At 61.4% G+C, this 19,577-nt stretch carries 20 protein-coding genes; 11 read left to right on the forward strand and 9 right to left on the reverse strand.

The window, feature by feature from the left end; genetic code table 11:
• Positions 1-261, reverse strand: a complete 261-nt coding sequence (locus ACS3QZ_RS05875; protein ID WP_093097069.1) for a DUF2312 domain-containing protein — start codon at positions 259-261, stop codon at positions 1-3.
• Positions 262-435: 174 nt separating this feature from the next.
• On the opposite strand from ACS3QZ_RS05875, the gene ACS3QZ_RS05880 reads away from it, so the two are divergent.
• Positions 436-651: a hypothetical protein gene (locus ACS3QZ_RS05880; RefSeq protein WP_456036992.1), complete on the forward strand. Its 216-nt coding sequence runs from the start codon at positions 436-438 to the stop codon at positions 649-651.
• A 20-nt stretch (positions 652-671) separates the two neighbouring features.
• On the opposite strand, the gene ACS3QZ_RS05885 is transcribed toward ACS3QZ_RS05880, so the two are convergent.
• The 3 genes from ACS3QZ_RS05885 to ACS3QZ_RS05895 form a co-directional block, all read right to left on the reverse strand.
• Positions 672-2,741 (reverse strand): enoyl-CoA hydratase-related protein, encoded by a 2,070-nt coding sequence (locus tag ACS3QZ_RS05885; RefSeq protein WP_456036993.1) that lies wholly within the window; start codon positions 2,739-2,741, stop codon positions 672-674.
• Between the two features lie 155 nt (positions 2,742-2,896).
• Positions 2,897-3,115 carry a hypothetical protein gene (locus ACS3QZ_RS05890; protein ID WP_093097076.1) on the reverse strand — a complete coding sequence of 73 codons (219 nt, stop codon included), beginning with the start codon at positions 3,113-3,115 and terminating at the stop codon, positions 2,897-2,899.
• Between the two features lie 62 nt (positions 3,116-3,177).
• Positions 3,178-3,507: a TraR/DksA family transcriptional regulator gene (locus ACS3QZ_RS05895; protein WP_093097079.1), complete on the reverse strand. Its 330-nt coding sequence runs from the start codon at positions 3,505-3,507 to the stop codon at positions 3,178-3,180.
• Positions 3,508-3,663: 156 nt separating this feature from the next.
• On the opposite strand from ACS3QZ_RS05895, the gene ACS3QZ_RS05900 reads away from it, so the two are divergent.
• From ACS3QZ_RS05900 to ACS3QZ_RS05915, 4 genes are all read left to right on the forward strand, one after another.
• Entirely contained in the window at positions 3,664-4,527 is an 864-nt protein-coding gene (locus ACS3QZ_RS05900; protein WP_456036994.1) for an MBL fold metallo-hydrolase, read from the forward strand.
• Positions 4,528-4,617: 90 nt separating this feature from the next.
• Positions 4,618-5,043: a YeeE/YedE family protein gene (locus ACS3QZ_RS05905; protein WP_093097115.1), complete on the forward strand. Its 426-nt coding sequence runs from the start codon at positions 4,618-4,620 to the stop codon at positions 5,041-5,043.
• Positions 5,043-5,477 carry a DUF6691 family protein gene (locus ACS3QZ_RS05910; RefSeq protein ID WP_093097084.1) on the forward strand — a complete coding sequence of 145 codons (435 nt, stop codon included), beginning with the start codon at positions 5,043-5,045 and terminating at the stop codon, positions 5,475-5,477. Before ACS3QZ_RS05905 ends, ACS3QZ_RS05910 begins: the two co-directional genes overlap by 1 nt.
• 9 nt (positions 5,478-5,486) lie before the next feature.
• The gene (locus ACS3QZ_RS05915) at positions 5,487-5,915 is read left to right on the forward strand and encodes a protein tyrosine phosphatase family protein (RefSeq protein ID WP_456036995.1); all 429 of its coding nucleotides are present in this window, start codon (positions 5,487-5,489) and stop codon (positions 5,913-5,915) included.
• A gap of 138 nt (positions 5,916-6,053) precedes the next feature.
• On the opposite strand, the gene ACS3QZ_RS05920 is transcribed toward ACS3QZ_RS05915, so the two are convergent.
• The 5 genes from ACS3QZ_RS05920 to ACS3QZ_RS05940 form a co-directional block, all read right to left on the reverse strand.
• Positions 6,054-7,193, reverse strand: coding sequence for a FliM/FliN family flagellar motor switch protein (locus ACS3QZ_RS05920; RefSeq protein ID WP_456036996.1), 1,140 nt, complete (start codon positions 7,191-7,193; stop codon positions 6,054-6,056).
• 103 nt (positions 7,194-7,296) lie between these two features.
• Positions 7,297-9,987, reverse strand: coding sequence for an ATP-binding protein (locus ACS3QZ_RS05925; RefSeq protein WP_456036997.1), 2,691 nt, complete (start codon positions 9,985-9,987; stop codon positions 7,297-7,299).
• Positions 9,987-10,253, reverse strand: coding sequence for a hypothetical protein (locus ACS3QZ_RS05930; protein WP_456036998.1), 267 nt, complete (start codon positions 10,251-10,253; stop codon positions 9,987-9,989). Before ACS3QZ_RS05930 ends, ACS3QZ_RS05925 begins: the two co-directional genes overlap by 1 nt.
• Positions 10,250-10,618 (reverse strand): response regulator transcription factor, encoded by a 369-nt coding sequence (locus tag ACS3QZ_RS05935; RefSeq protein ID WP_093097097.1) that lies wholly within the window; start codon positions 10,616-10,618, stop codon positions 10,250-10,252. The genes ACS3QZ_RS05930 and ACS3QZ_RS05935 overlap by 4 nt, the downstream gene beginning before the upstream one ends.
• Before the next feature lie 78 nt (positions 10,619-10,696).
• Positions 10,697-11,998, reverse strand: a complete 1,302-nt coding sequence (locus ACS3QZ_RS05940; RefSeq protein WP_456036999.1) for a helix-turn-helix domain-containing protein — start codon at positions 11,996-11,998, stop codon at positions 10,697-10,699.
• Between the two features lie 218 nt (positions 11,999-12,216).
• On the opposite strand from ACS3QZ_RS05940, the gene ACS3QZ_RS05945 reads away from it, so the two are divergent.
• The 6 genes from ACS3QZ_RS05945 to acs all read left to right on the forward strand — a co-directional run bounded on the left by ACS3QZ_RS05945 (position 12,217) and on the right by acs (position 19,479).
• Positions 12,217-13,569: a substrate-binding protein gene (locus ACS3QZ_RS05945; protein WP_456037000.1), complete on the forward strand. Its 1,353-nt coding sequence runs from the start codon at positions 12,217-12,219 to the stop codon at positions 13,567-13,569.
• 100 nt (positions 13,570-13,669) lie between these two features.
• On the forward strand, positions 13,670-14,692 hold the full coding sequence (locus ACS3QZ_RS05950) for a branched-chain amino acid ABC transporter permease (RefSeq protein WP_456037001.1): 1,023 nt from the start codon (positions 13,670-13,672) through the stop codon (positions 14,690-14,692).
• Between the two features lie 3 nt (positions 14,693-14,695).
• Entirely contained in the window at positions 14,696-15,895 is a 1,200-nt protein-coding gene (locus ACS3QZ_RS05955; RefSeq protein WP_456037002.1) for a branched-chain amino acid ABC transporter permease, read from the forward strand.
• Positions 15,896-15,907: 12 nt separating this feature from the next.
• Entirely contained in the window at positions 15,908-16,663 is a 756-nt protein-coding gene (locus tag ACS3QZ_RS05960) for an ABC transporter ATP-binding protein (RefSeq protein WP_456037003.1), read from the forward strand.
• Positions 16,664-16,678: 15 nt separating this feature from the next.
• A complete protein-coding gene (locus tag ACS3QZ_RS05965) occupies positions 16,679-17,434 on the forward strand; it encodes an ABC transporter ATP-binding protein (RefSeq protein ID WP_093097112.1) in 756 nt (251 codons plus the stop codon).
• A 98-nt stretch (positions 17,435-17,532) separates the two neighbouring features.
• Complete coding sequence (gene acs, locus ACS3QZ_RS05970; protein WP_456037004.1) at positions 17,533-19,479, forward strand: acetate--CoA ligase; 1,947 nt, start codon at positions 17,533-17,535, stop codon at positions 19,477-19,479.
• The last annotated feature ends 98 nt before the right edge of the window (positions 19,480-19,577 follow it).

Below are 19,577 nucleotides of genomic sequence, written 5' to 3' on the forward strand. Positions count from 1 at the left end.
TTAGCTCATGCCCAATGCTTCCTTGTACATTTCCAGAACCGCCTCTTCCTCGGCGATGTCATCCTTGTCGCGCTTGCGCAGCGCTATGACCTTGCGCATCACCTTGGTGTCATAGCCACGCGACTTCGCTTCGGCCATCACTTCTTTCTGTTGATCCGCGATATCCTTCTTTTCCATCTCAAGCCGTTCAAAACGCTCGATGAACTGGCGCAATTCATTGGCGGTCACGCGGTAGCTGGCATCGGTCGAAGACTCGTCCATGGGTACTCCTGAAGGGTTTGTAGGCTGACAATGAGGCCGCAACCTAGCGCCCCCCCGAACGACCCGCAAGCACTGTTGCGCATGCTCGCAAGGAAATCGCGAAATCCCGCCCTCTTGCGCAATACCGGCGCTTCCTTTAGGGCCTTCGCAACGCAATGGACAAGGATAACTGCGATGGAATGGTTGGTCTGGGTGGGCGCTGCGCTGTCTCTCATCGGTCTGTTGGGGTTGATCCTGTCCATCGTAAAGGTCAACAAGGCCCGCCGCGCGGGGCTGAGCGACGAAGACTTGCGCGCCGCCGTTCAAAAGGTCGTGCCGCTCAATATGGGCGCGCTGTTCCTGTCGGTGATTGGCCTGATGATCGTGATCGTGGGAATTTCCTTCAGCTGACTTTCGCGGGCCAGCACGGGTCAGCCGTTCAGGTCACTGAAATGCCGGCCATTCTTGATCAGTTCATCCAAAAGGTTGACCGGACGCCAGAACGCGTCGCCGTCTTGTGCGCAAGTCCGCAACAGGTTGCGCAAGGATAGCAACCCGGTGCTGTCCGCAGCCTGCATCGGCCCGCCGCGCCATCTTGGGAATGCAAACCCACGGATCATCGCAACATCGATATCACCGGGGCGCATGACCTGGCACTCTTCAACCATACGTGCACCCTCGTTCACCATCGCGGCAAGACACAGTCGCTGAATATCCGACTCGTCGGGAACTGAGCCGCCGCCCGTCTGCCCGCGCAAGCTGGCAATCATCGCCGCCACTTCAGGGTCAACCTGCCCGCCATCGGCGTCGTAGCGATACCAACCTTTCGAGGTCTTGCGCCCAAGCCGCCCGTCCTTGATCAACGCCCGCAACAGCGCCACGCGCCTGCCATGGCCACATTCCTCCTGCCGGGCAAGCACGCGCTCGAGACCCATTACATCCGCCAACTGATAAGGCCCCAACGCCATGCCCCAGCGCCGCATGGCCCGGTCCACATCCCGGGGCAAAGCCCCCGACATCACCAGCCGGTCCGCCGCCGCCTGGTAGGCCGCCATCAACCGCCCGCCAATCCGCCCCGGCACCCCGAGAACGCGTACCGGAACCTTGCCGAGCTTGCGGGCGAAGGTGGTCGCTGTCACCACCGCATCCGCGCCGCTGGCCGGACCCACCGCAACTTCGACAAGGTCCGACATCTGCGTCGGCAGGCTGAAATGCAGACCCAGAACGTCTTCTGCACAGCCCGTCTTGTCGGCAAGCGCACCAATATCCGCAAAGGGAGAAGCCGAGGCCAGAACCGCGCCGTCCTTAACGACCGCATCCAACTGGGCGAATATCTGGCCCTGCTCCAAAGCATCGCACCCCGCTGCCACGATCACCAGATCCGCTTCGGATAGGGCCACCATGTCTGTCTTGCCATGCAACAGCGCCTCGATCCCGTCCCTTTGCAACGCGCTCAATTGTCCCCGCGACACCGCGCGGTCCAAGAGGCGTCGCAACCGGGTCAACGCCCGCGCCAGCGACGGTGCGTCCTTTTCCACCAGCACGACATCGAACCCCGCCATCAGGCTCAACGCAACCAGCCCGGCGCCGCGCGTGCCCCCGCCGATCACGCCGATCTGCTCCAACGCGCGGGCGTGTCCGGCCTTGGCTTCCGGTATTTTGGCGACCTTGTTTTCGGCAAAAAACACATGTCGCAGCGCGCGCGAGGTTTCCGACTGCTCAAGCGTATCAAAGGCTGCGCGCTCGAACGCCATCCCGACGTCGAACGGCAACAGCGCCGCCGCCTCGACACAGCGCAGGATCTCGCCCGGCGCCTCCGCGCCACCTTTTCCAAGGCGTTTTCGCCATTTCGCAATCGCCGCCTGATAGGCCGCCGCATCCTTCACACCATTGCGCGCGTCCCGTGTGCGACGGACGGGCAGCCCCTTCTCCACCAAACGCCGCGCAAAGGTCATAGCCGCCTCGCGCAGCCCTTCTTTCACGATCAGGTCAAAAAACACCCGCGCCGCACCACTACCCGCAGCGACGGACTTCCCGGTTATCATCAACTCAAGCGCCGTCTCCGCTCCACACAGGCGTGGCGCACGTTGCGTCCCGCCGGCACCGGGCAGCAACCCGAGAGAGACTTCCGGAAACCCAATCCGCGCCCGCGCTTCACAGACCCTGTAATGACAGGCCAGCGCCAGCTCCATCCCCCCGCCAAGCGCCGCGCCGTGAATGGCCGCGATCACCGGCTTTGTCGACTGTTCCACGGTATTGAAGAGCTCTGGCACCCATGGTGCTTCGAAGGGCTTGCCAAATTCGGAAATATCCCCGCCCGCACAGAACAGCTTGCCCTGCCCGATCAGGACAATCACCCTTACGGACCTGTCTGCCAAAGCAGTTTCAAACGCCGCCGACAGATCGCGACGCAGCGCGATCCCCAGCGCATTCACGGGTGGGTTCTGCAAGCTCAGAACCGCGACACCCTCTTCTACTTCGTACCCGACCGTCAGCGCCATGCTCCATTCAGTACCCGGCCCTGTCGTCCGGCAGTTACCATAAAACCTTAGCGCCCCCACGCCACCACGCAAGCCTGTTGGCCGACCCGCCCTCAAAAGAAAAGGCACGCGCCAGCCAAGAGCGTGCCCCAATTGCGATTGCCACGGTTTCTGGTTCAGATCGGCATATTGTCGAAACTGGCCTCAATTTCCTCTTCGACAAGATCAAGGTCCAGCTTGCGCAGGTGCCCCGGCACCCGCCCGCCCCGCAGGCGGATATTCTCCAGTGTACGATGCAACTGCTGGTGCAGGTTATACCGGTCATCGCCGGTCGCACCATGAATGGCCCCTTCAATCTCGCTGGCCCTGACCAGCAATTCCTCAACATTCGTCATAAAATCTTCCTCCCAAAATATGACGCGGTCGCCCCTCGCTCCCGGCTAAAAACACGCCTGGCCTAGCCGCTCACGGCTCTCGCACAGGTCTTACACAAGGGGGCATCCGGCACGACCTTCAACCTCTCCTCGGAAATATCGTCACCACAACGGGCGCAAATGCCGTATTCTCCATCACGCAAACGCTGGAGTGCCGCACGAATACGCAGAATCTCATCCTGCCCGCTCTGCCCGAGGCTTTCGAGCACCTCATCGCCTTCCCGCTCGACCGCCATCTCTTCCCAATCCTTGGAATGCGGCGCATCCAGTTCGGCCTCAATCAGGTGCAAACGTTCGTCCAACTCTCCAAGCCGCTTCAACAAGGCTTGCTTCTGTGCTGAAAAATCAGTCATTTCATCTTCCTTCTGAGGTCGCGGTATCGTGGCACACCCCACGACGGCCATCCTTGATTCAAGTCAACCCCGCCACCGCTGCGACAATCCGAAAAACCACCTATTGCAACATATGCACAAAATAATATATGTTCGCTGACAAATGGAGGATTCGACATGAAACCCGACGTAACAGCTTTTTTTGACAATGCGACGAACACCATCTCTTTCGTCGTAAAAGATCCCGCCGGCACGTCCTGCGCCATCATCGATTCCGTGCTGGATTTCGACTACTCGTCGGGTCGCACGGATACGAAATCGGCCGATGAAATCATCGCGCATGTTCAGAAGAACGGCCTCAAGGTCGAATGGCTGCTCGAAAGCCACGTGCACGCCGACCATCTCTCTGCCGCGCCCTACATCCAGGAAAAGGTCGGGGGCAAGATCGGAATCGGCAAGAACATCACCGTCGTGCAGGACACCTTTGGCAAGGTTTTCAACGAAGGCACTGAATTCCAGCGCGACGGTTCGCAGTTTGACGAGCTCTTCACCGAGGGCGACAGCATCATGATTGGCCAGATGCGTTGCGACGTGTTGCACACGCCGGGTCACACACCCGCCTGCCTGACCTATGTCATCGGGGATGCCGCTTTTGTGGGTGATACGCTCTTCATGCCCGATTTCGGCACCGCGCGCTGCGACTTCCCGGGCGGATCCTCCGAAACACTCTACAACTCGATCCAGAAGATTCTCGCGCTACCAGAAGAGACCCGCATTTTCGTAGGCCATGACTACAAGGCACCTGGGCGCGATGAATACGCATGGGAAACCACAGTGGCCGAACAAAAGGCCGCCAACGTGCATGTCGGCGAAGGCAAGGACAAGGCCGCCTTCATCAAGATGCGCGATGAACGCGACGCAACGCTGGACATGCCCAAGCTGATCATCCCCTCGCTGCAGGTCAACATGCGCGCGGGCCAGATGCCAGAACCTGACGAAGAAGGCGACGTCTTCCTCAAGGTTCCGGTCAACAAGCTTTAAACGACCACTCACGAACCGGCCCCGCATGCCCCGCGAACAGGGCGGCGGGGCCATTGCATCTCAGGGAAAGGAAACGCGATGCTGGAAAATATCCCCGTCGATTGGATCTGGGGCCTTATCGGGGGCTTCACCATCGGTCTTGGCGGTGCCGTCTATCTCTTGGCTAATGGTCGTATCATGGGCGCCAGCGGTATCTTGGGCGGTCTCGTGGACCGCAGCGGCTGGAACTCCGCCGCCGAACGTCTTGTCTTTCTGGCGGGGGTCTTCCTGCTGCCGATCCTGCTCAAACCGCTCTATCGCCCCTTTTCAACCCACGCTTCGGAAAACATCGCCGTTCTCGTGGTGGCCGGGCTTCTGGTCGGGGTTGGAACACGTATCGCCAATGGCTGTACGTCGGGTCATGGGGTCTGCGGTATTTCGCGCCTTTCGCTGCGGGGGATCGTGGCCACGGTATTCTACATCATGGCAGGCGGCCTGACCGTCGTCCTCTTCCGTCACATTCTGGGGGTGATCTGATGCAGCGCCTGATCTTTGCTTTCATCGCCGGCGGTCTCTTCGGGGCCGGTCTCTTCATCTCGGGCATGACCGACACCACCAAGGTGCAGGGCTGGCTTGATGTCTTCGGCAACTGGGATCCCACGCTCGCCTTCGTCATGGGCGGGGCGATCCTGCCGATGGCGGCGGCCTGGGCCTTCACGCGCGGACGCAAGCCCATCGTGGGCGGCGAATTCCCGACCCCGCCGGAACCACGTCTCGGGCGCAACCTGATCCTCGGATCGGTGATGTTCGGCGCAGGCTGGGGCCTTGCCGGGCTTTGCCCCGGACCGGCGGTTGCCTCGCTCAGCTATGGCGGCTGGCCCCATTGGGTTTTCTTCCTCGCCATGCTGGCCGGATTCGGCTTTGCCCCGATGGTGCGCTCGCAACTGGACACGGCGGTGCCCGCCGAGTAATCAGCGTTCATGGATATTCGCCAGATTACCCCCCGCTACTTTGTCGCGCCGCAAATCGATGCGGCCGACATGCCCGCCTTGGCCGAGGCGGGCTTCACGCTCGTGATAAACAACCGTCCCGACCAGGAGGTCGGTGCGGACCAGGCGTCCGATGCCATGGAACAGGCCGCCCGCGCCGCCGGATTGCGCTATATCGCCAATCCGCTGACCATGGACACCATGACACCAGACCGCCAGGCCCTTCAGCGCGAAGGCCTCGAAGGCGCGGAAGGCAAGGTGCTCGCCTATTGCCGCTCGGGCACGCGCAGCACGATCTGCTGGGCCCTGTCCCACGCCGCCGATACACCTGTTGACGCTCTTCTGGACGCGGCGCGCGAAGGGGGCTACGACCTTTCCGGGCTGGCCCCCACGCTTACGGCCATCGCGTCGCGCGGCTAAGCTTACCCGGGGCCTGAACCTGCGCGTTCCGGCCCCGAACACGCACAACAGCTCCGCCCTGCTCTCCCCAGCCATCCCACCTCTCCGGGATTACACGTCGGGTCACAGGCCCCCCAAGGGCCCGGATGCATGCCCCGATCAACCGGACCCCGCTGCACGGTTGCCCAGATCGGCCAGCGCGGTCGGATCGCCGATGTCATCCGCACTCAGCCGGATCAACTCATCCAGATCGTCAAAATCGTCGAGATCGTCCACTGACCCGTCATCCCCTTCTTCGACCGGGGGCAAAAGTGAATCCAGCGCCGTTTCCGCCGCGAGCATCTCTTCCAGTTCTTCTGCACTTGGCCCAGCGGGCGCGCTTTCGACAAACCCGCTTTCATCCGGCTCTGGCGGTGCCTTTGCGCCAATTGCCCCACGCAGCCTGACCGCCCGCATTCCGTTGACCTGTCCGAATTGCACCCGAGCAACTTCACCACCAGCGGCGCTTTCCAGGACAGTTTCCCGCAAGGCGTCACCCGAAACATGCAAGAGATCCCCCACCGCAAGCGCCTGAAGCTCGGTGATGGGCAGGGTCACACGGGCCAGCACCGCGCGCATTTCCGCCGGGGCCTGCTTGACCCCATTGCGAAACTTCGCCAGTTCCTCCCTGTTCTCTTCCCCGGAACCACCCGTCTCCTTGACGATCCGGCATTGCGGGAACCCGAACACCATTTTTCCCTGCCGTGCTTCCGTGCCCAGCGAAACCTCGAACTCAAACAAGTGGTATTCATGCGCCGTCAGCGCCAGGGACAAGGTGCGCGGCCCTGCGGCCATGGCCCCGAACCGATAGCGCTGCAGCCACGGCACCGCCGCGCCCTCGCTCTCCAGCAACGCCACGAACCGGGTCAGCGCCTCATCCACGAACGGCGTCACCAGGGCGGCGTCCACCCGTGTCGGCAATCGCCCTGCAGCCGGGCGGTTCACCACGCGCCCGATGGTCTGATGCTCGACCAATCCGGCCAATACCTGCGGTTCGATCGTCAGCGCGGCCGGCTCTCCGTCCGCGCCATCCAGTACCGCCAGAAGCGCCGCACCATCCAGGTGCCCTGACAGATCCTCGTGCATCACCTTCAGACGCCGCACGCCCTTAACTTCAAGCGCAAGTCCCAGCCCCTTTTGCGCCGCCCTCTCAAGCGCCAGCCGCAATGCCTTTTCCGGCGGCATAGACCGCGCAAGGTGGTCCTGACGCCCCTCGTTGGCTTTGCGTTTCAGTATTGAAACCGGTTTCGTATCAGTCATCTCTGCGCCGTTTCCCGTGACGGTCGTCCATTCCCGACCGCGTCACGCCATGCTAGCCGCCAGAAGGTTACAAATGGATTGATACGCGTGCCGAAAGCCGGGTTTATTGTGCCGCGACGGCCAGCGCCCCGGGCAGGCTCACCCGGAACGCCGCCCCACCCTGCCCCGGAAGATAGTCGATATCGCCGCCAAGCCGAGCCATGATCTCCCGGCAGATCGCCAGCCCCAACCCCGCGCCGCTTGCTCTCTGCTCGCCCACGCGGGCGAATTTTTCGAAGATCACCGCCTGATCCTGCTTGGAAATACCGCTGCCGTTGTCAATGAAATCAATGATCAACGCACCATCCCGTCGCCCAACAAGGATCGACAGGGACGGCTGGTCCGCATCGCAATATTTCTGTGCATTGCTGATCAGGTTGATAAAGACTTGGCTCAGGCGATCCAGATCGGTCGACAACCATACATGTTCACGCGCACGCCGCCGGTTGACCTCAAGCCGGTCCGGCCCGCCCCCGGTGAGCGCCGCCGCAATTGCATGATCCAGCACCTCGGAAAGCTGCCCGGTCTGCACGTTCAGGTTCACCTGCCCGTTTTCCAGAACGCTCAGGTCCAGCAGGTCGTCGAGCAATCGCGTCAACCGGATCGCCTCGTCATGAATGATCGAGGAATACTTGACCTTCTCCGCCTCGCTCAACAGGTCGCTATCCCTCAGGATTTCCGAGAACGCCCGGATCGACGTCATCGGTGTGCGCAATTCATGGCTCACCTGGCTCAGGAACGAATCCTTCTGCTCGGAAATCTGGGTCAGTTTCTCATTGGCCTGCCGCAACTGCCGGGCGGTCCGGGTCAATTCTTCGGACTTGGCTTCAAGCTGAGAAGAATACTCCATCATCTGCGCGGTCTCGTCGGCCACCGCCATCAGGTCTTCGACCGATACCGATGCCCCCCCGACGATCTGTCCGATCATCGCATGCGCCGTGGCCGCCCCCACCGAACCGGACAACTCCCGCTCCAGCACCTGAAGGAAATCGGGACTCGGTTCTGGCAACAATCCACTGACGCCCTGTCGCCGCGCCTCGCGCTCGAAAAGCTCCTGTGCCTCGCGCGCGCCCAGAATCCGCTGTGCCATCACCATCAGGTCTTCACTCTGGGCAAGGCTGCCGCTCCAGCTTTGCGGATTGGAGCTATGTTCGTACACATTCACGAATTGCGCCCCCTGCAGCCGTTCAAGCGGCGATGGGAACCCGACCAGCGAAGCTATGTAAAAACACAACGTATTCAGAGAGATGGACCACAGGATTGCATGCACCAGCGGGTCCATGCCCGTAATCCCGAAAAACGCCTGCGGGCGCAGCCAGCCTATGCCGAACGGCCCGTTATTAAGCACGTCCTGCGAAATCAGAACCCCGGTGCCGAAGCTCGGAAGCAACAAGGCATAGGCCCAGATCAGGAATCCAACCGTCAGCCCGGCAAATGCACCGGTGCGTGTCGCCCCGCGCCAGAAGATCCCGCCAAGCAAAACCGGCAGGAACTGCGCCACACCCGCAAAAGAGATCAACCCGATCGACGCCAGCGCCGAGCCGCCGCCCGAGAGGCGAAAATAGAGATAGCCCAGCGTCACCACGGCCCCGATCGAGATCCGCCGCGACAACAGGACCACGTGACGCACATCGCCCGACACGCTTGCCCCACCCCCGGTCACGCTCAGCCAGATCGGCATGACAATGTGGTTCGACACCATGGTCGACAGCGCCAGCGCGGCCACGATCACCATCGACGTCGCGCTTGAAAACCCGCCAAGGAACGACAGCATTGCCAGCCCGTCATTCCCGGTGGCCAGCGGCACGGTTAGAACGAAGAAGTCCGGGTTTGAGCCTTCAGGCATCATGTCGAGCCCGACAACGGCGATTGGCACGACGAACAGGCTCATCACCATCAGATAAGCCGGAAAGGCCCAGGACGCGGTGCGCAGATGGCCTTCATCCTCGTTTTCCACCACCATCACCTGGAACATGCGCGGCAGGCACAGGAAAGCCGCCGCAGACAGGAACACCAACGCCGCCCAGCGGTCGCCCTCGATCTGCCACGCGCCGATCTTGGACGTGTCGATCCTGTGCAGGATTTCCGTCACCCCGCCACCGATGCTCCAAACCACGAAGGCCCCCACCGCCAGAAGCGCAAACAGCTTCACGATGGCTTCCACGGCAATCGCCATGACAACCCCGTGGTGACGTTCGTTCACATCCAGATTGCGGGTCCCGAACACGATGGTGAACAGCGCCAGCCCCGCCGCCACCAAAAGCGCGTTGCTCTCTTGGCTCTGAAGCGGCACGCTGGCCTCATAGGCGTCCGAAAACACCGCAAAGCTCACCGTAACCGATTGCAATTGCAAGGCAATATAGGGCGTTGTCCCGATCACGGCCAACACCGTCACCCCCACGGCCAGAAGGTTCGACTTGCCATAGCGCGACGAGATCAGGTCAGCGATCGACGTCACGCGCTGCGCACGCCCGATCCGCACCAGCTTGCGCAGCACCCACCACCAACCAATCATGACCAGCGACGGACCGATATAGATGGTCAGGTATTCCAACCCGGAACGGGCCGCATACCCCACCGCACCATAAAACGTCCAGGCGGTGCAGTAGATCGAAAGCGAGAGCGTATAGACCAGTGGCGAACGCAGCCACCCGCCCTTGCCACGCATCGCCGCGCGTTCCGCGCCAAAGGCCACCAGAAACAGGAAGATCACATAGATCAGGCAGACCGCGACAAGGATGTTGAGCGTCCCCATCACGTCTCCTCCGGGTCTTCCCCGACATTGCCTTTCGCGACCGCGCGCGCAAGGAAGGCACCGGCAACCACCAGCCCGAACCAGACGACAAAGACATAGACAATCGCGTCAGACGTGGCCACGCCGCTCTCTTCTCCGGTGGGCCACAAAAGCGGTACGGACCAAAGCAATGCGCCGACGACGGGCAAAATTCGGATCGTGTCCACCAACCGCCGCCGCCGGTAACTCTGGCGTTCCAGAAAAACGGATTTGCGCCGCTCGTTCACCGGACCACCAATTCGCGCACCGCCTCCAGCACTTCGGCATTCGAAAACGGCTTGGTCATGAAGCGGCTGGCCCCTGCGCGCTCGGCCATCTCGCGATCCTTGACCTGACCGCGCGCGGTCAGCATCAATACGGGAATACCCTGCGTCTCGTGAAGTTCGCGGATCTCCCGCAGTATTTCATAACCGCTTTTTCCCGGCAGCATCACGTCGAGAATGATCAGGTCCGGCAAGGTGCTTTCCACCACGCCCACCGCATCATGCCCATTCGAATGGGTCGCCACTGTCCAGCCATCGCGCGACAGGATGAAACTGATCGCCTCGATGATATTTGGTTCGTCTTCAATCAGAAGAACGCTCTTCCCCATGCATTCTCCCCTCCATACACGCCCGTTATTCTTACGGCGTTTCACGTATTCTTAGCGGCCCTTCACAAAATGCCAAGGTCAAATGCCTGTCGTCAGCAACGAAGGCTCCCGCCGCCCCTCGCAATTCTGGCTGGGGCAGACCCGACAGGTGGACCCGACTTCGCGGCCCTCACTTTGCGAACTATCCACCGGAACGATCAGCATATAGCTGTGATAAAGCGGATCGACATTCATCTCCAGCGTCCCGACGGGTTCCGTAACGGCATAGCACTCGAACTGGCGCGCGTCCCGCCCCGTGACCGTGACCCGTTGGCGCAGCGGTCGCAACGGGCGCGACAGGGCCTGAAACAGGGGCCATTTCGGGCAGGCTGCCGAAAACCGTGGCAGCGGGAACCCCTCGATGGGTTTGCGCAGCATCAGCGTTCCGGAAGCATCACACATCACCAGCCCCAGGGGTTGGGGCAGGATCTCATCCGACAACACCGCAAGACGGCGCAGCACCGCCGGCAACCCGGCCCGGAACGCGCGCGCGACGGCAATCGGATCAACCTGTCCATCGGCCACGGTCGCGCGCATCTCTTCCAGCGGCAGGATACGCGCATCCGCCCGCAATTGCCGCAAGGCGGTTTCCGCCAGATCACGTGCGGCGCGCGATGTCAGCTCCTTCTGCTCGCGCAGAAAGGCGCGTAAATCTTCGTCTCCGGCCCCTTCCAGCGCGTCAAACCGGAACTTGTGCGCCGTCATCATCGCTTCCACTTCCTCAAGCGGCAGCGTCAGGTTGGCCCCGGCATCCCCCGCCCCGTCCAGATAGGCCACCAGCCGCTGCGAGCTTTCCGCAAGACGTCGACTGTCTTCGTTGAGGTTGCGGTGGAACCGGTTGCGCCATTCCGGCTCGATCTCCTTGGTTTCCGCAAGGATGCCCGCCGTCGACCGGATCGCCGTCACCATCGTCAACATCTCGTGCATCGAGGTCGCAAGGTGGGGATCATGGGTCAGCCGGTCGGTCAGCGTGGCTGCCGTCCGTTCAAGACTTCCCAGCTTGCGGTGCTGCTCCGCGATCAACGCCGCCCACCCCGGAAACCGCCCTGCAAATTCGTCGATCCGATCCAGCTCCTGCGCTTCCGAGCCCGAATCCGCCGCCGCCTCACGCAGCGTGGCAATCACGGCGGCCTCGGCCCCTTCGGACAGCAAAGACGCCTCCACCCCCAGCACCTGCGCAATGTCCACGAGCAGTTTGCCGCCGATTCTGCGGCGGTTGTGCTCGATCAGGTTGAGATACGAAGCCGATATTCCCACTTCGCGCGCAAGCTCGGCCTGACGTAATCCGGCCATCACCCGGCGCTCTCGAATCCGGCTGCCTGTCAAAGTGTCGCGGACCATGGTGTTTTCCCTGCTAGATTCAACGACTTTCCGCGTCGCAGAATAATTTCTTTACACTGTATACGGTGGTGTTGCGAATTACTTTACAAATAAATTGTTTCGTTGAAAGCAGTTGTTGCGAAATTTTCGATACCCCCGCGATAATGAATTTGCACAAAAGTGCGTCGCGTACGGGTTTGAGGAGGCCCGTAACGCATTTCACCAAACGGGAGGATTACATGTCCAAAACCACTATGACACGTCGTGGCGTGCTCAAGACCGGTGCAGCTGCAGGCGCCGGCGTTGCGCTTCCGACCATTTTCACCGCGTCTTCGGCGGCCGCCTATACCAACGAGCCGACCGGTTCGAGCGTGACCCTGGGCTTCAACGTGCCCCAGACCGGCCCCTACGCTGACGAAGGCAATGACGAGCTGCTCGCACAGCAGCTGGCCGTCGAGCACCTGAACGGCATGGGCGATGGCGGCTGCCTCAACACCTTCACTTCGAAGGCGCTCAAGGGCAACGGCATCCTGGGCAAGAAGGTCCAGTTCGTGACCGGCGACACCCAGACCAAATCGGACGCGGCGCGCGCATCGGCCAAGTCGATGATCGAAAAAGACGGCGCTGTCATGATCAACGGCGGTTCGTCCTCGGGCGTGGCCGTGGCCGTACAGGGCCTCTGCCAGGAAGCCGGCGTTATCTTCATGGCGGGTCTGACCCACGCCAATGACACCACCGGTAAAGACCGTAAAGCGAACGGTTTCCGTCACTTCTTCAACGCCTACATGTCGGGTGCCGCTCTGGCACCGGTGCTGGCCAAAGAGATGGGCAACGACCGTCGCGCCTACCACCTGACCGCCGACTACAACTGGGGCTGGACCCAGGAAGAGTTGATCGTCGCCTCGACCGAGGCCCTGGGCTGGGAAACCGTAAACACGGTAAAAACCCCGCTGGCATCGACCGACTTCTCGTCCTACATCGCACCGGTTCTGAACTCGGGTGCCGACACGCTGGTTCTGAACCACTACGGCGGCAACATGATCAACTCGCTGACCAACGCGGTTCAGTTCGGCCTCTTGGACAAGGTCGTGAACGGCAAGGACTTCAAGATCGTCGTGCCTCTTTACTCCGAACTGATGGCCGCCGGTGCAGGCGAGAACATCAAGGGCGTGCTGGGCTCGATGAACTACAACTGGCAGCTCGACAACGAAGGCTCGCGCCAGTTCGTCAAGTCGTTCGGCGAGAAATACGGCAAGCCGCCGTCCAACTCGGCACAGACCTGCTACGCTCAGGTTCTGCTCTATGCTGACGCATGTGAGCGTGCGGGCACCTTCAACCCCTGCGGCGTGGCAGAAGCCTTGGAGGGCTTCGAATTCGACGGTCTGGGCAACGGCAAGACACTGTATCGTGCAGACGACCACCAGTGCTTCAAGGATGTTCTGGTTGTGCGCGGCGCGCAGAACCCGACCAACCAGTACGACACGCTGGAAATCGTCGAAGTCACCCCGGCTGCTCAGGTCACCTATCCCCCGAACCATCCGATGTTCGGCGGCGACGAAGCGTCGCTGGGTACCTGCAACGCCGGCGCCTGATCCAGACGCCAACAGACCGACCGCGCTCCGGCGCGGTCGGCTCCGCGCTCGTCGAGGCTAGGGTCTCCGACCGCGCTTACAAAACTCACAGGTGGGAATTATGGACGCGATCCTCCTTCAGATTCTGAACGGGCTCGACAAGGGCTCAGCCTACGCGCTGATCGCGCTTGGGCTTACACTCATTTTCGGCACGCTCGGCGTGGTGAACTTCGCCCACGGCGCGCTGTTCATGCTGGGCGCCTTCTGTGCCGTGACGCTGTCGAAACTGCTGACCCTCAGCTTCGAAACAATCGACGAAAGCAAGAAAGACTTTCTCGGCAATCCCCTGAAGGTCGAAACGCCCTATGTCGAAAGCTGGTTCGGCCCCGAACTCGGTGCTTCGATCATAGATTGGGCGGTGCCGCTCTCGATCCTGCTGGCCATCCCGATCATGATGTTGATCGGTCTGATCATGGAACGCGGCCTCATCAAGCACTTCTACAAACGTGAGCACGCCGACCAGATCCTCGTGACCTTCGGCCTTGCCATCGTTCTGCAAGAGATCATCAAGTATTACTTCGGCGCAAACCCGATCCAGACCCCGCCGCCTGACGCCCTTCTTGGTGTGTCCAACCTCGGCGCATGGTTCGGCATGGATCTGCCCTACCCGAACTGGCGGATCGTCTACTTCTGCTTTGCCGCGCTCATCATCTTCGGTGTCTTTGCCTTCCTGCAGTTCACCACCTTCGGTATGGTTGTCCGTGCCGGTATGGCGGATCGCGAGACCGTGGGTCTCCTCGGCATCAACATCGACCGCCGCTTCACCATCATGTTCGCCATCGCGGCCGCCGTTGCAGGGCTTGCGGGTGTGATGTACGCGCCGATCAACCCGCCAAACTACCACATGGGCATGGACTTCCTCGTGCTCAGCTTCGTTGTGGTGGTTGTCGGCGGCATGGGGTCTCTCCCCGGCGCCGTCGCTGCTGGCTTCCTGCTGGGCATCCTGGAAAGCTTCGCCTCCACCACCTGGGCGACGACGACCATCCCCGGCATCAACCAGATCATCATCTACCTTGTCGCGATCATCGTGCTGCTGACGCGTCCGCGCGGGCTCATGGGTCGCAAAGGCGTGATGGAGGAATAAGACATGCTTGGACTGAACAAGAAAGACTTCACTCTCCTGCTCGCCGTCGCCGTGCTGACGCTGCTGGCGCCCTTCATCCTGAACCCGTTCCCGGCCGACAGCGCCATGGCACAGTTCAACGCGGGGTATCCGGACCTGATGCAGCGTTTTGTCATCTTCGGCATCTTCGCGATCGGCTTCAACATCCTCTTCGGCCTGACCGGATACCTGTCCTTCGGTCACGCCGCCTTCCTCGGTGTGGGCTCCTACGCCTCGGTCTGGATGTTCAAACTCTTCACCTTCAACGTGATCCCGGCAATCATCCTGGCCGTTGTCATCGCGGGCCTTTTCTCGCTGCTGATTGGCTACGTGTCCCTGCGCCGTTCGGGCATCTACTTCTCGATCCTGACGCTGGCATTTGCGCAGATGTCCTTTGCACTGGCCTACTCGGTGCTGTCGAACCCCAAGTTCAACCTCACCAACGGTGAAACCGGCCTGCAGGTCTATCCCAGCGACCCCAAGATGTTCCATGGCGAGGGCATGCAGGACGTCCCGCATTTCTTCGGCCTCTACATGAACAGCACCTACACCATGAATGTCGGCGCCTGGAGCTTTGACTTCAACACGGGATACTACTTTTCGGCCATAATCCTGATGCTGGTCTTCTACCTCGCCATCCGCATCTTCCGCTCGCCTTTCGGGCTGATGCTGCGCGCGATCAAGTCGAACCAGACCCGGATGAGCTATACCGGCCTCAACCCGCGTCCCCACACGCTAGCCGCCTTCGTGATCTCGGGCATGTATGCCGGTCTGGCCGGTGGCCTGATGGCGGCGATGGACCCGCTAGCCGGCGCCGAGCGCATGCAGTGGACCGCCTCGGGTGAGGTTGTGCTGATGACCATCCTCGGTGGCACCGGCACCCTGATCGGCCCGGTTCTGGGCGCAGGCTTCATCAAGTATTTCGAGAACATTTTCTCGAAGATCAACGATGCAGTGCTGCACCAGTGGTTTGCCTTCCTGCCGGACGGGATCGAAGACTTCGTGGTCTTCATCATCCATCCCTTCGTCGGCAAGGGCTGGCACCTGACCCTGGGCATCCTGTTCATGCTCGTCGTGATCTTCCTGCCCGGTGGCCTTGTCGAAGGTGGTCAGCGCCTCGGCAAGTGGATCAAGAACCGTGGCAAGTCGGAAGACACCAAAGCCACCACCGAACCCGCAGAATAAGGAGACCGACAGATGGCAATTCTCGAAGTCAAAGACGTTGGCAAACGGTTCGGTGGTCTCCAGGCCCTGAGCGATGTGAACCTCTCGGTCAAGGAAAACAGCGTGCACGCGATCATCGGCCCCAACGGGGCCGGGAAATCCACCCTGCTCAACTGCCTCGTCGGCAAACTGATCCCCGATACCGGATCGGTGATGTTCGACGGCCAGTCGGTGCTGGGCCGCTCGCCCTATGAAATCAACCAGATGGGCATCTCCCGCGTGTTCCAGACCCCCGAGATCTTCGGTGATCTGACGGTCATGGAAAACATGATGATCCCGATCTTCGCCAAGCGCGACGGCGCCTTCCGCCTGCATGCCATTGAAAACATGTTCCGCGAAAAGGACATCGTCGATCGCGCCGAGCACATGCTGGAAGAAATGAACATGGCAGACAAGCGTGACATGCACGCCGCCGCTATGTCACGCGGCGACAAGCGCCGCCTCGAGATCGGCATGTGCCTTGCACAGGAACCGCGCCTGCTGCTGCTCGATGAACCGACCGCAGGTATGGCCCGCGCCGATACCAACAACACGATCGACCTCCTCAAGCAGATCAGCGAAGAGCGCGACATCACCATCGCCATCATCGAACACGACATGCACGTTGTGTTCTCGCTGGCAAACCGGATCACCGTGCTCGCTCAGGGCACGCCTCTGGTCGAGGACGATCCGCAAAACATCCGTGGCAACCCGAAGGTACGCGAAGCGTATCTTGGCGAAACGGTATAATCAGGAGCGACCCAAATGAACGTCAAACCCGACTTCTCCAAGGGCCACAACCTGGCCGAAACCGCCCCCGCGTTCCTCTCCATCTGGAACATGGAAAGCTACTACGGCGAGAGCTACATCGTGCAGAACATCTCGTTCAACGTGCACGAGGGCGAAATCCTGGCCCTTCTGGGCCGCAACGGTGCAGGCAAGACCTCGACCCTGCGCTCGATTGCCCGCATGGACAGCCCCCAGGTCACGCATGGCGAGATCTGGCTCGATCACCAGCCGCTGCACCTCATGAAAAGCCACGAGGCCGCCGCCGCAGGCATCGGGCTCGTGCCCGAGGATCGCTGCATCATTCCCGGACTGACCGTGGAAGAGAACCTTCAGCTGGCCCAGATCGCCCCGCCCATCGGCTGGTCGCTTGACCGCCTTTACGAACTCTTCCCGCGCCTTGGCGAACGCCGCAAGCAAGAGGGCGTGACCCTTTCGGGCGGCGAACAGCAGATGCTCGCCATTGCCCGCGCTCTGGCGCGTGACATCAAGGTGCTGCTGCTCGACGAACCCTATGAAGGTCTGGCCCCTGTGATCGTGGACGAGATCGAAAAGACGCTGCGCATCATCAAGGAACAGGGCATCACCACTATTCTCGTGGAACAGAACGCCGTGCGCGCGCTGGAACTCGCCGACCGGTCGGTGATCCTCGACACCGGAGGCATCGTCTTTGACGGCTCTGCGAACGAGGTGCTGAGCAACGAGGAACTGCGCGCCGAATACCTTGCCATCTGATAAGCCTGCGCCATGATCCTATCAGATCTACCAATATGACAGCTCGCCGGGAGGATTATACCTTTCGGCGAGATTCTTACACTACGGGAGCCTCCACCATGTCCGACAAAACCTACCCGCCGTCATCTGCACTTGTTGCGCACGCGCATGCGGATGGGGCGACTTATGATGCGATGTATGCCGCGTCGATTGCCGATCCGGAGGCGTTCTGGGCCGAGCATGGCAAGCGGATCGACTGGATCAAGCCGTTCACCAAGGTCAAGAGCACGTCCTTCGCGCCCGGTGAGATCGACATCAAGTGGTTCGAGGACGGCACGCTGAATGTCAGCGCCAACTGCATCGACCGGCATCTGGAGACCCGCGCCGATCAGACCGCGATCATCTTTGAGCCCGACGATCCCAACGAGGCGGCGCAGCACATCACCTATAAACAGCTGCACACCCGCGTCTGCCGTTTTGCCAACATTCTCGAGGAACTGGGCGTGCGCAAGGGCGACCGCGTCGTCATTTACCTGCCGATGATCCCCGAGGCCGCCTATGCCATGCTGGCCTGTGCCCGCATCGGCGCGATCCATTCGATCGTGTTTGCCGGCTTCAGCCCGGACGCGCTCGCGGCCCGCATCAACGGCTGTGACGCCAAGGTCGTGATCACCGCCGACACCGCGCCGCGCGGCGGGCGCAAGACCGCGCTCAAATCCAATGCCGACGCGGCACTGCTGCACTGTAAGGACTCTGTTAAGTGCCTGGTGGTAAAACGGACCGGCGATCAGACCACGTGGATTGCCGATCGCGATTTTGATTATAACGAAATGGCGCTGGAGGCGAACGACTACTGCAAACCGGCCGAGATGAGTGCCGAGGATCCGCTCTTCATCCTCTACACCTCCGGCTCGACGGGACAGCCCAAGGGCGTGGTGCACTGCTCGGGCGGCTATCTTGTCTATGCGGCGATGACGCATCAATACACCTTCGATTATCACGAGGGCGACATCTTCTGGTGTACGGCGGATGTGGGCTGGGTCACGGGCCACAGCTACATCGTCTATGGCCCGCTCGCCAATGGCGCCACCACCGTAATGTTCGAAGGCGTGCCGACCTACCCGGATGCCTCGCGCTTCTGGCAGGTCTGCGAAAAGCACAAGGTGAACCAGTTCTACACCGCGCCGACCGCGATCCGCGCGCTGATGGGCCAGGGCAACGAGTTCGTCGAGAAATGCGATCTTTCCGATCTGCGCATCCTCGGCACCGTGGGCGAACCGATCAACCCCGAGGCCTGGAACTGGTACAATGACGTGGTTGGCAAGGGGCGCTGCCCGATCGTCGACACCTGGTGGCAGACCGAGACCGGCGGCCACATGATGACGCCCCTGCCCGGCGCCCATGCGACCAAACCCGGTTCGGCGATGAAGCCGTTCTTTGGCGTGCACCCGGTTGTGCTCGACCCGCAGTCGGGCGAGCGGATCGAGGGCAACGGGGTTGAGGGCGTGCTCTGCATCGCCGACAGCTGGCCGGGCCAGATGCGCACCGTCTGGGGCGATCACGAGCGCTTCGAGAAGACCTATTTCTCGGATTACAAGGGCTATTACTTTGCCGGTGACGGGTGCCGCCGCGACGCCGATGGCGATTACTGGATCACGGGACGCGTCGATGACGTGATCAACGTCTCGGGCCACCGCATGGGCACCGCCGAGGTCGAAAGCGCGCTGGTGGCGCATGCCGCCGTGGCCGAGGCCGCCGTGGTGGGCTATCCGCATGACATCAAGGGCCAGGGCATCTATTGCTACGTGACGCTCATGAACGACGTGGCGCCCTCGGACGAACTCATGAAAGAGCTGCGCACCTGGGTGCGCACCGAGATCGGCCCGATCGCCTCGCCCGACCTGATCCAGTGGGCCCCCGGCCTGCCGAAAACCCGCTCGGGCAAGATCATGCGCCGCATCCTGCGCAAGATCGCGGAAAACGACTACGGCGCATTGGGCGACACATCCACACTCGCTGACCCCTCCGTCGTCGACGACCTCATCGAAAACCGCATGAACCGCTAACACCTTCCCCTGCCCGCGCCCCGATGGGCGCGGGCAATTTCCTCAAGGGGCCGGTCCTGCGATCGGCCCCCTTTTTTTGCGAGAGTCGAATTACCGTC

The sequence above is a fragment of the Shimia sp. W99 genome, from assembly GCF_053851455.3.

Bases quoted from the DNA above. Each gene is read 5' to 3' on its own strand.
- ACS3QZ_RS05885 (WP_456036993.1), bottom strand. From the start codon at position 2,741: ATGGCGCTGACGGTCGGGTACGAAGTAGAAGAGGGTGTCGCGGTTCTG.
- ACS3QZ_RS05900 (WP_456036994.1), top strand. From the start codon at position 3,664: ATGAAACCCGACGTAACAGCTTTTTTTGACAATGCGACGAACACCATC.
- ACS3QZ_RS05890 (WP_093097076.1), bottom strand. From the start codon at position 3,115: ATGACGAATGTTGAGGAATTGCTGGTCAGGGCCAGCGAGATTGAAGGG.
- ACS3QZ_RS05920 (WP_456036996.1), bottom strand. From the start codon at position 7,193: ATGACTGATACGAAACCGGTTTCAATACTGAAACGCAAAGCCAACGAG.
- ACS3QZ_RS05955 (WP_456037002.1), top strand. From the start codon at position 14,696: ATGCTTGGACTGAACAAGAAAGACTTCACTCTCCTGCTCGCCGTCGCC.
- ACS3QZ_RS05925 (WP_456036997.1), bottom strand. From the start codon at position 9,987: ATGGGGACGCTCAACATCCTTGTCGCGGTCTGCCTGATCTATGTGATC.
- ACS3QZ_RS05935 (WP_093097097.1), bottom strand. From the start codon at position 10,618: ATGGGGAAGAGCGTTCTTCTGATTGAAGACGAACCAAATATCATCGAG.
- ACS3QZ_RS05965 (WP_093097112.1), top strand. From the start codon at position 16,679: ATGAACGTCAAACCCGACTTCTCCAAGGGCCACAACCTGGCCGAAACC.
- ACS3QZ_RS05915 (WP_456036995.1), top strand. From the start codon at position 5,487: ATGGATATTCGCCAGATTACCCCCCGCTACTTTGTCGCGCCGCAAATC.
- ACS3QZ_RS05945 (WP_456037000.1), top strand. From the start codon at position 12,217: ATGTCCAAAACCACTATGACACGTCGTGGCGTGCTCAAGACCGGTGCA.
- acs (WP_456037004.1), top strand. From the start codon at position 17,533: ATGTCCGACAAAACCTACCCGCCGTCATCTGCACTTGTTGCGCACGCG.
- ACS3QZ_RS05960 (WP_456037003.1), top strand. From the start codon at position 15,908: ATGGCAATTCTCGAAGTCAAAGACGTTGGCAAACGGTTCGGTGGTCTC.
- ACS3QZ_RS05910 (WP_093097084.1), top strand. From the start codon at position 5,043: ATGCAGCGCCTGATCTTTGCTTTCATCGCCGGCGGTCTCTTCGGGGCC.
- ACS3QZ_RS05895 (WP_093097079.1), bottom strand. From the start codon at position 3,507: ATGACTGATTTTTCAGCACAGAAGCAAGCCTTGTTGAAGCGGCTTGGA.
- ACS3QZ_RS05950 (WP_456037001.1), top strand. From the start codon at position 13,670: ATGGACGCGATCCTCCTTCAGATTCTGAACGGGCTCGACAAGGGCTCA.
- ACS3QZ_RS05880 (WP_456036992.1), top strand. From the start codon at position 436: ATGGAATGGTTGGTCTGGGTGGGCGCTGCGCTGTCTCTCATCGGTCTG.
- ACS3QZ_RS05940 (WP_456036999.1), bottom strand. From the start codon at position 11,998: ATGGTCCGCGACACTTTGACAGGCAGCCGGATTCGAGAGCGCCGGGTG.
- ACS3QZ_RS05875 (WP_093097069.1), bottom strand. From the start codon at position 261: ATGGACGAGTCTTCGACCGATGCCAGCTACCGCGTGACCGCCAATGAA.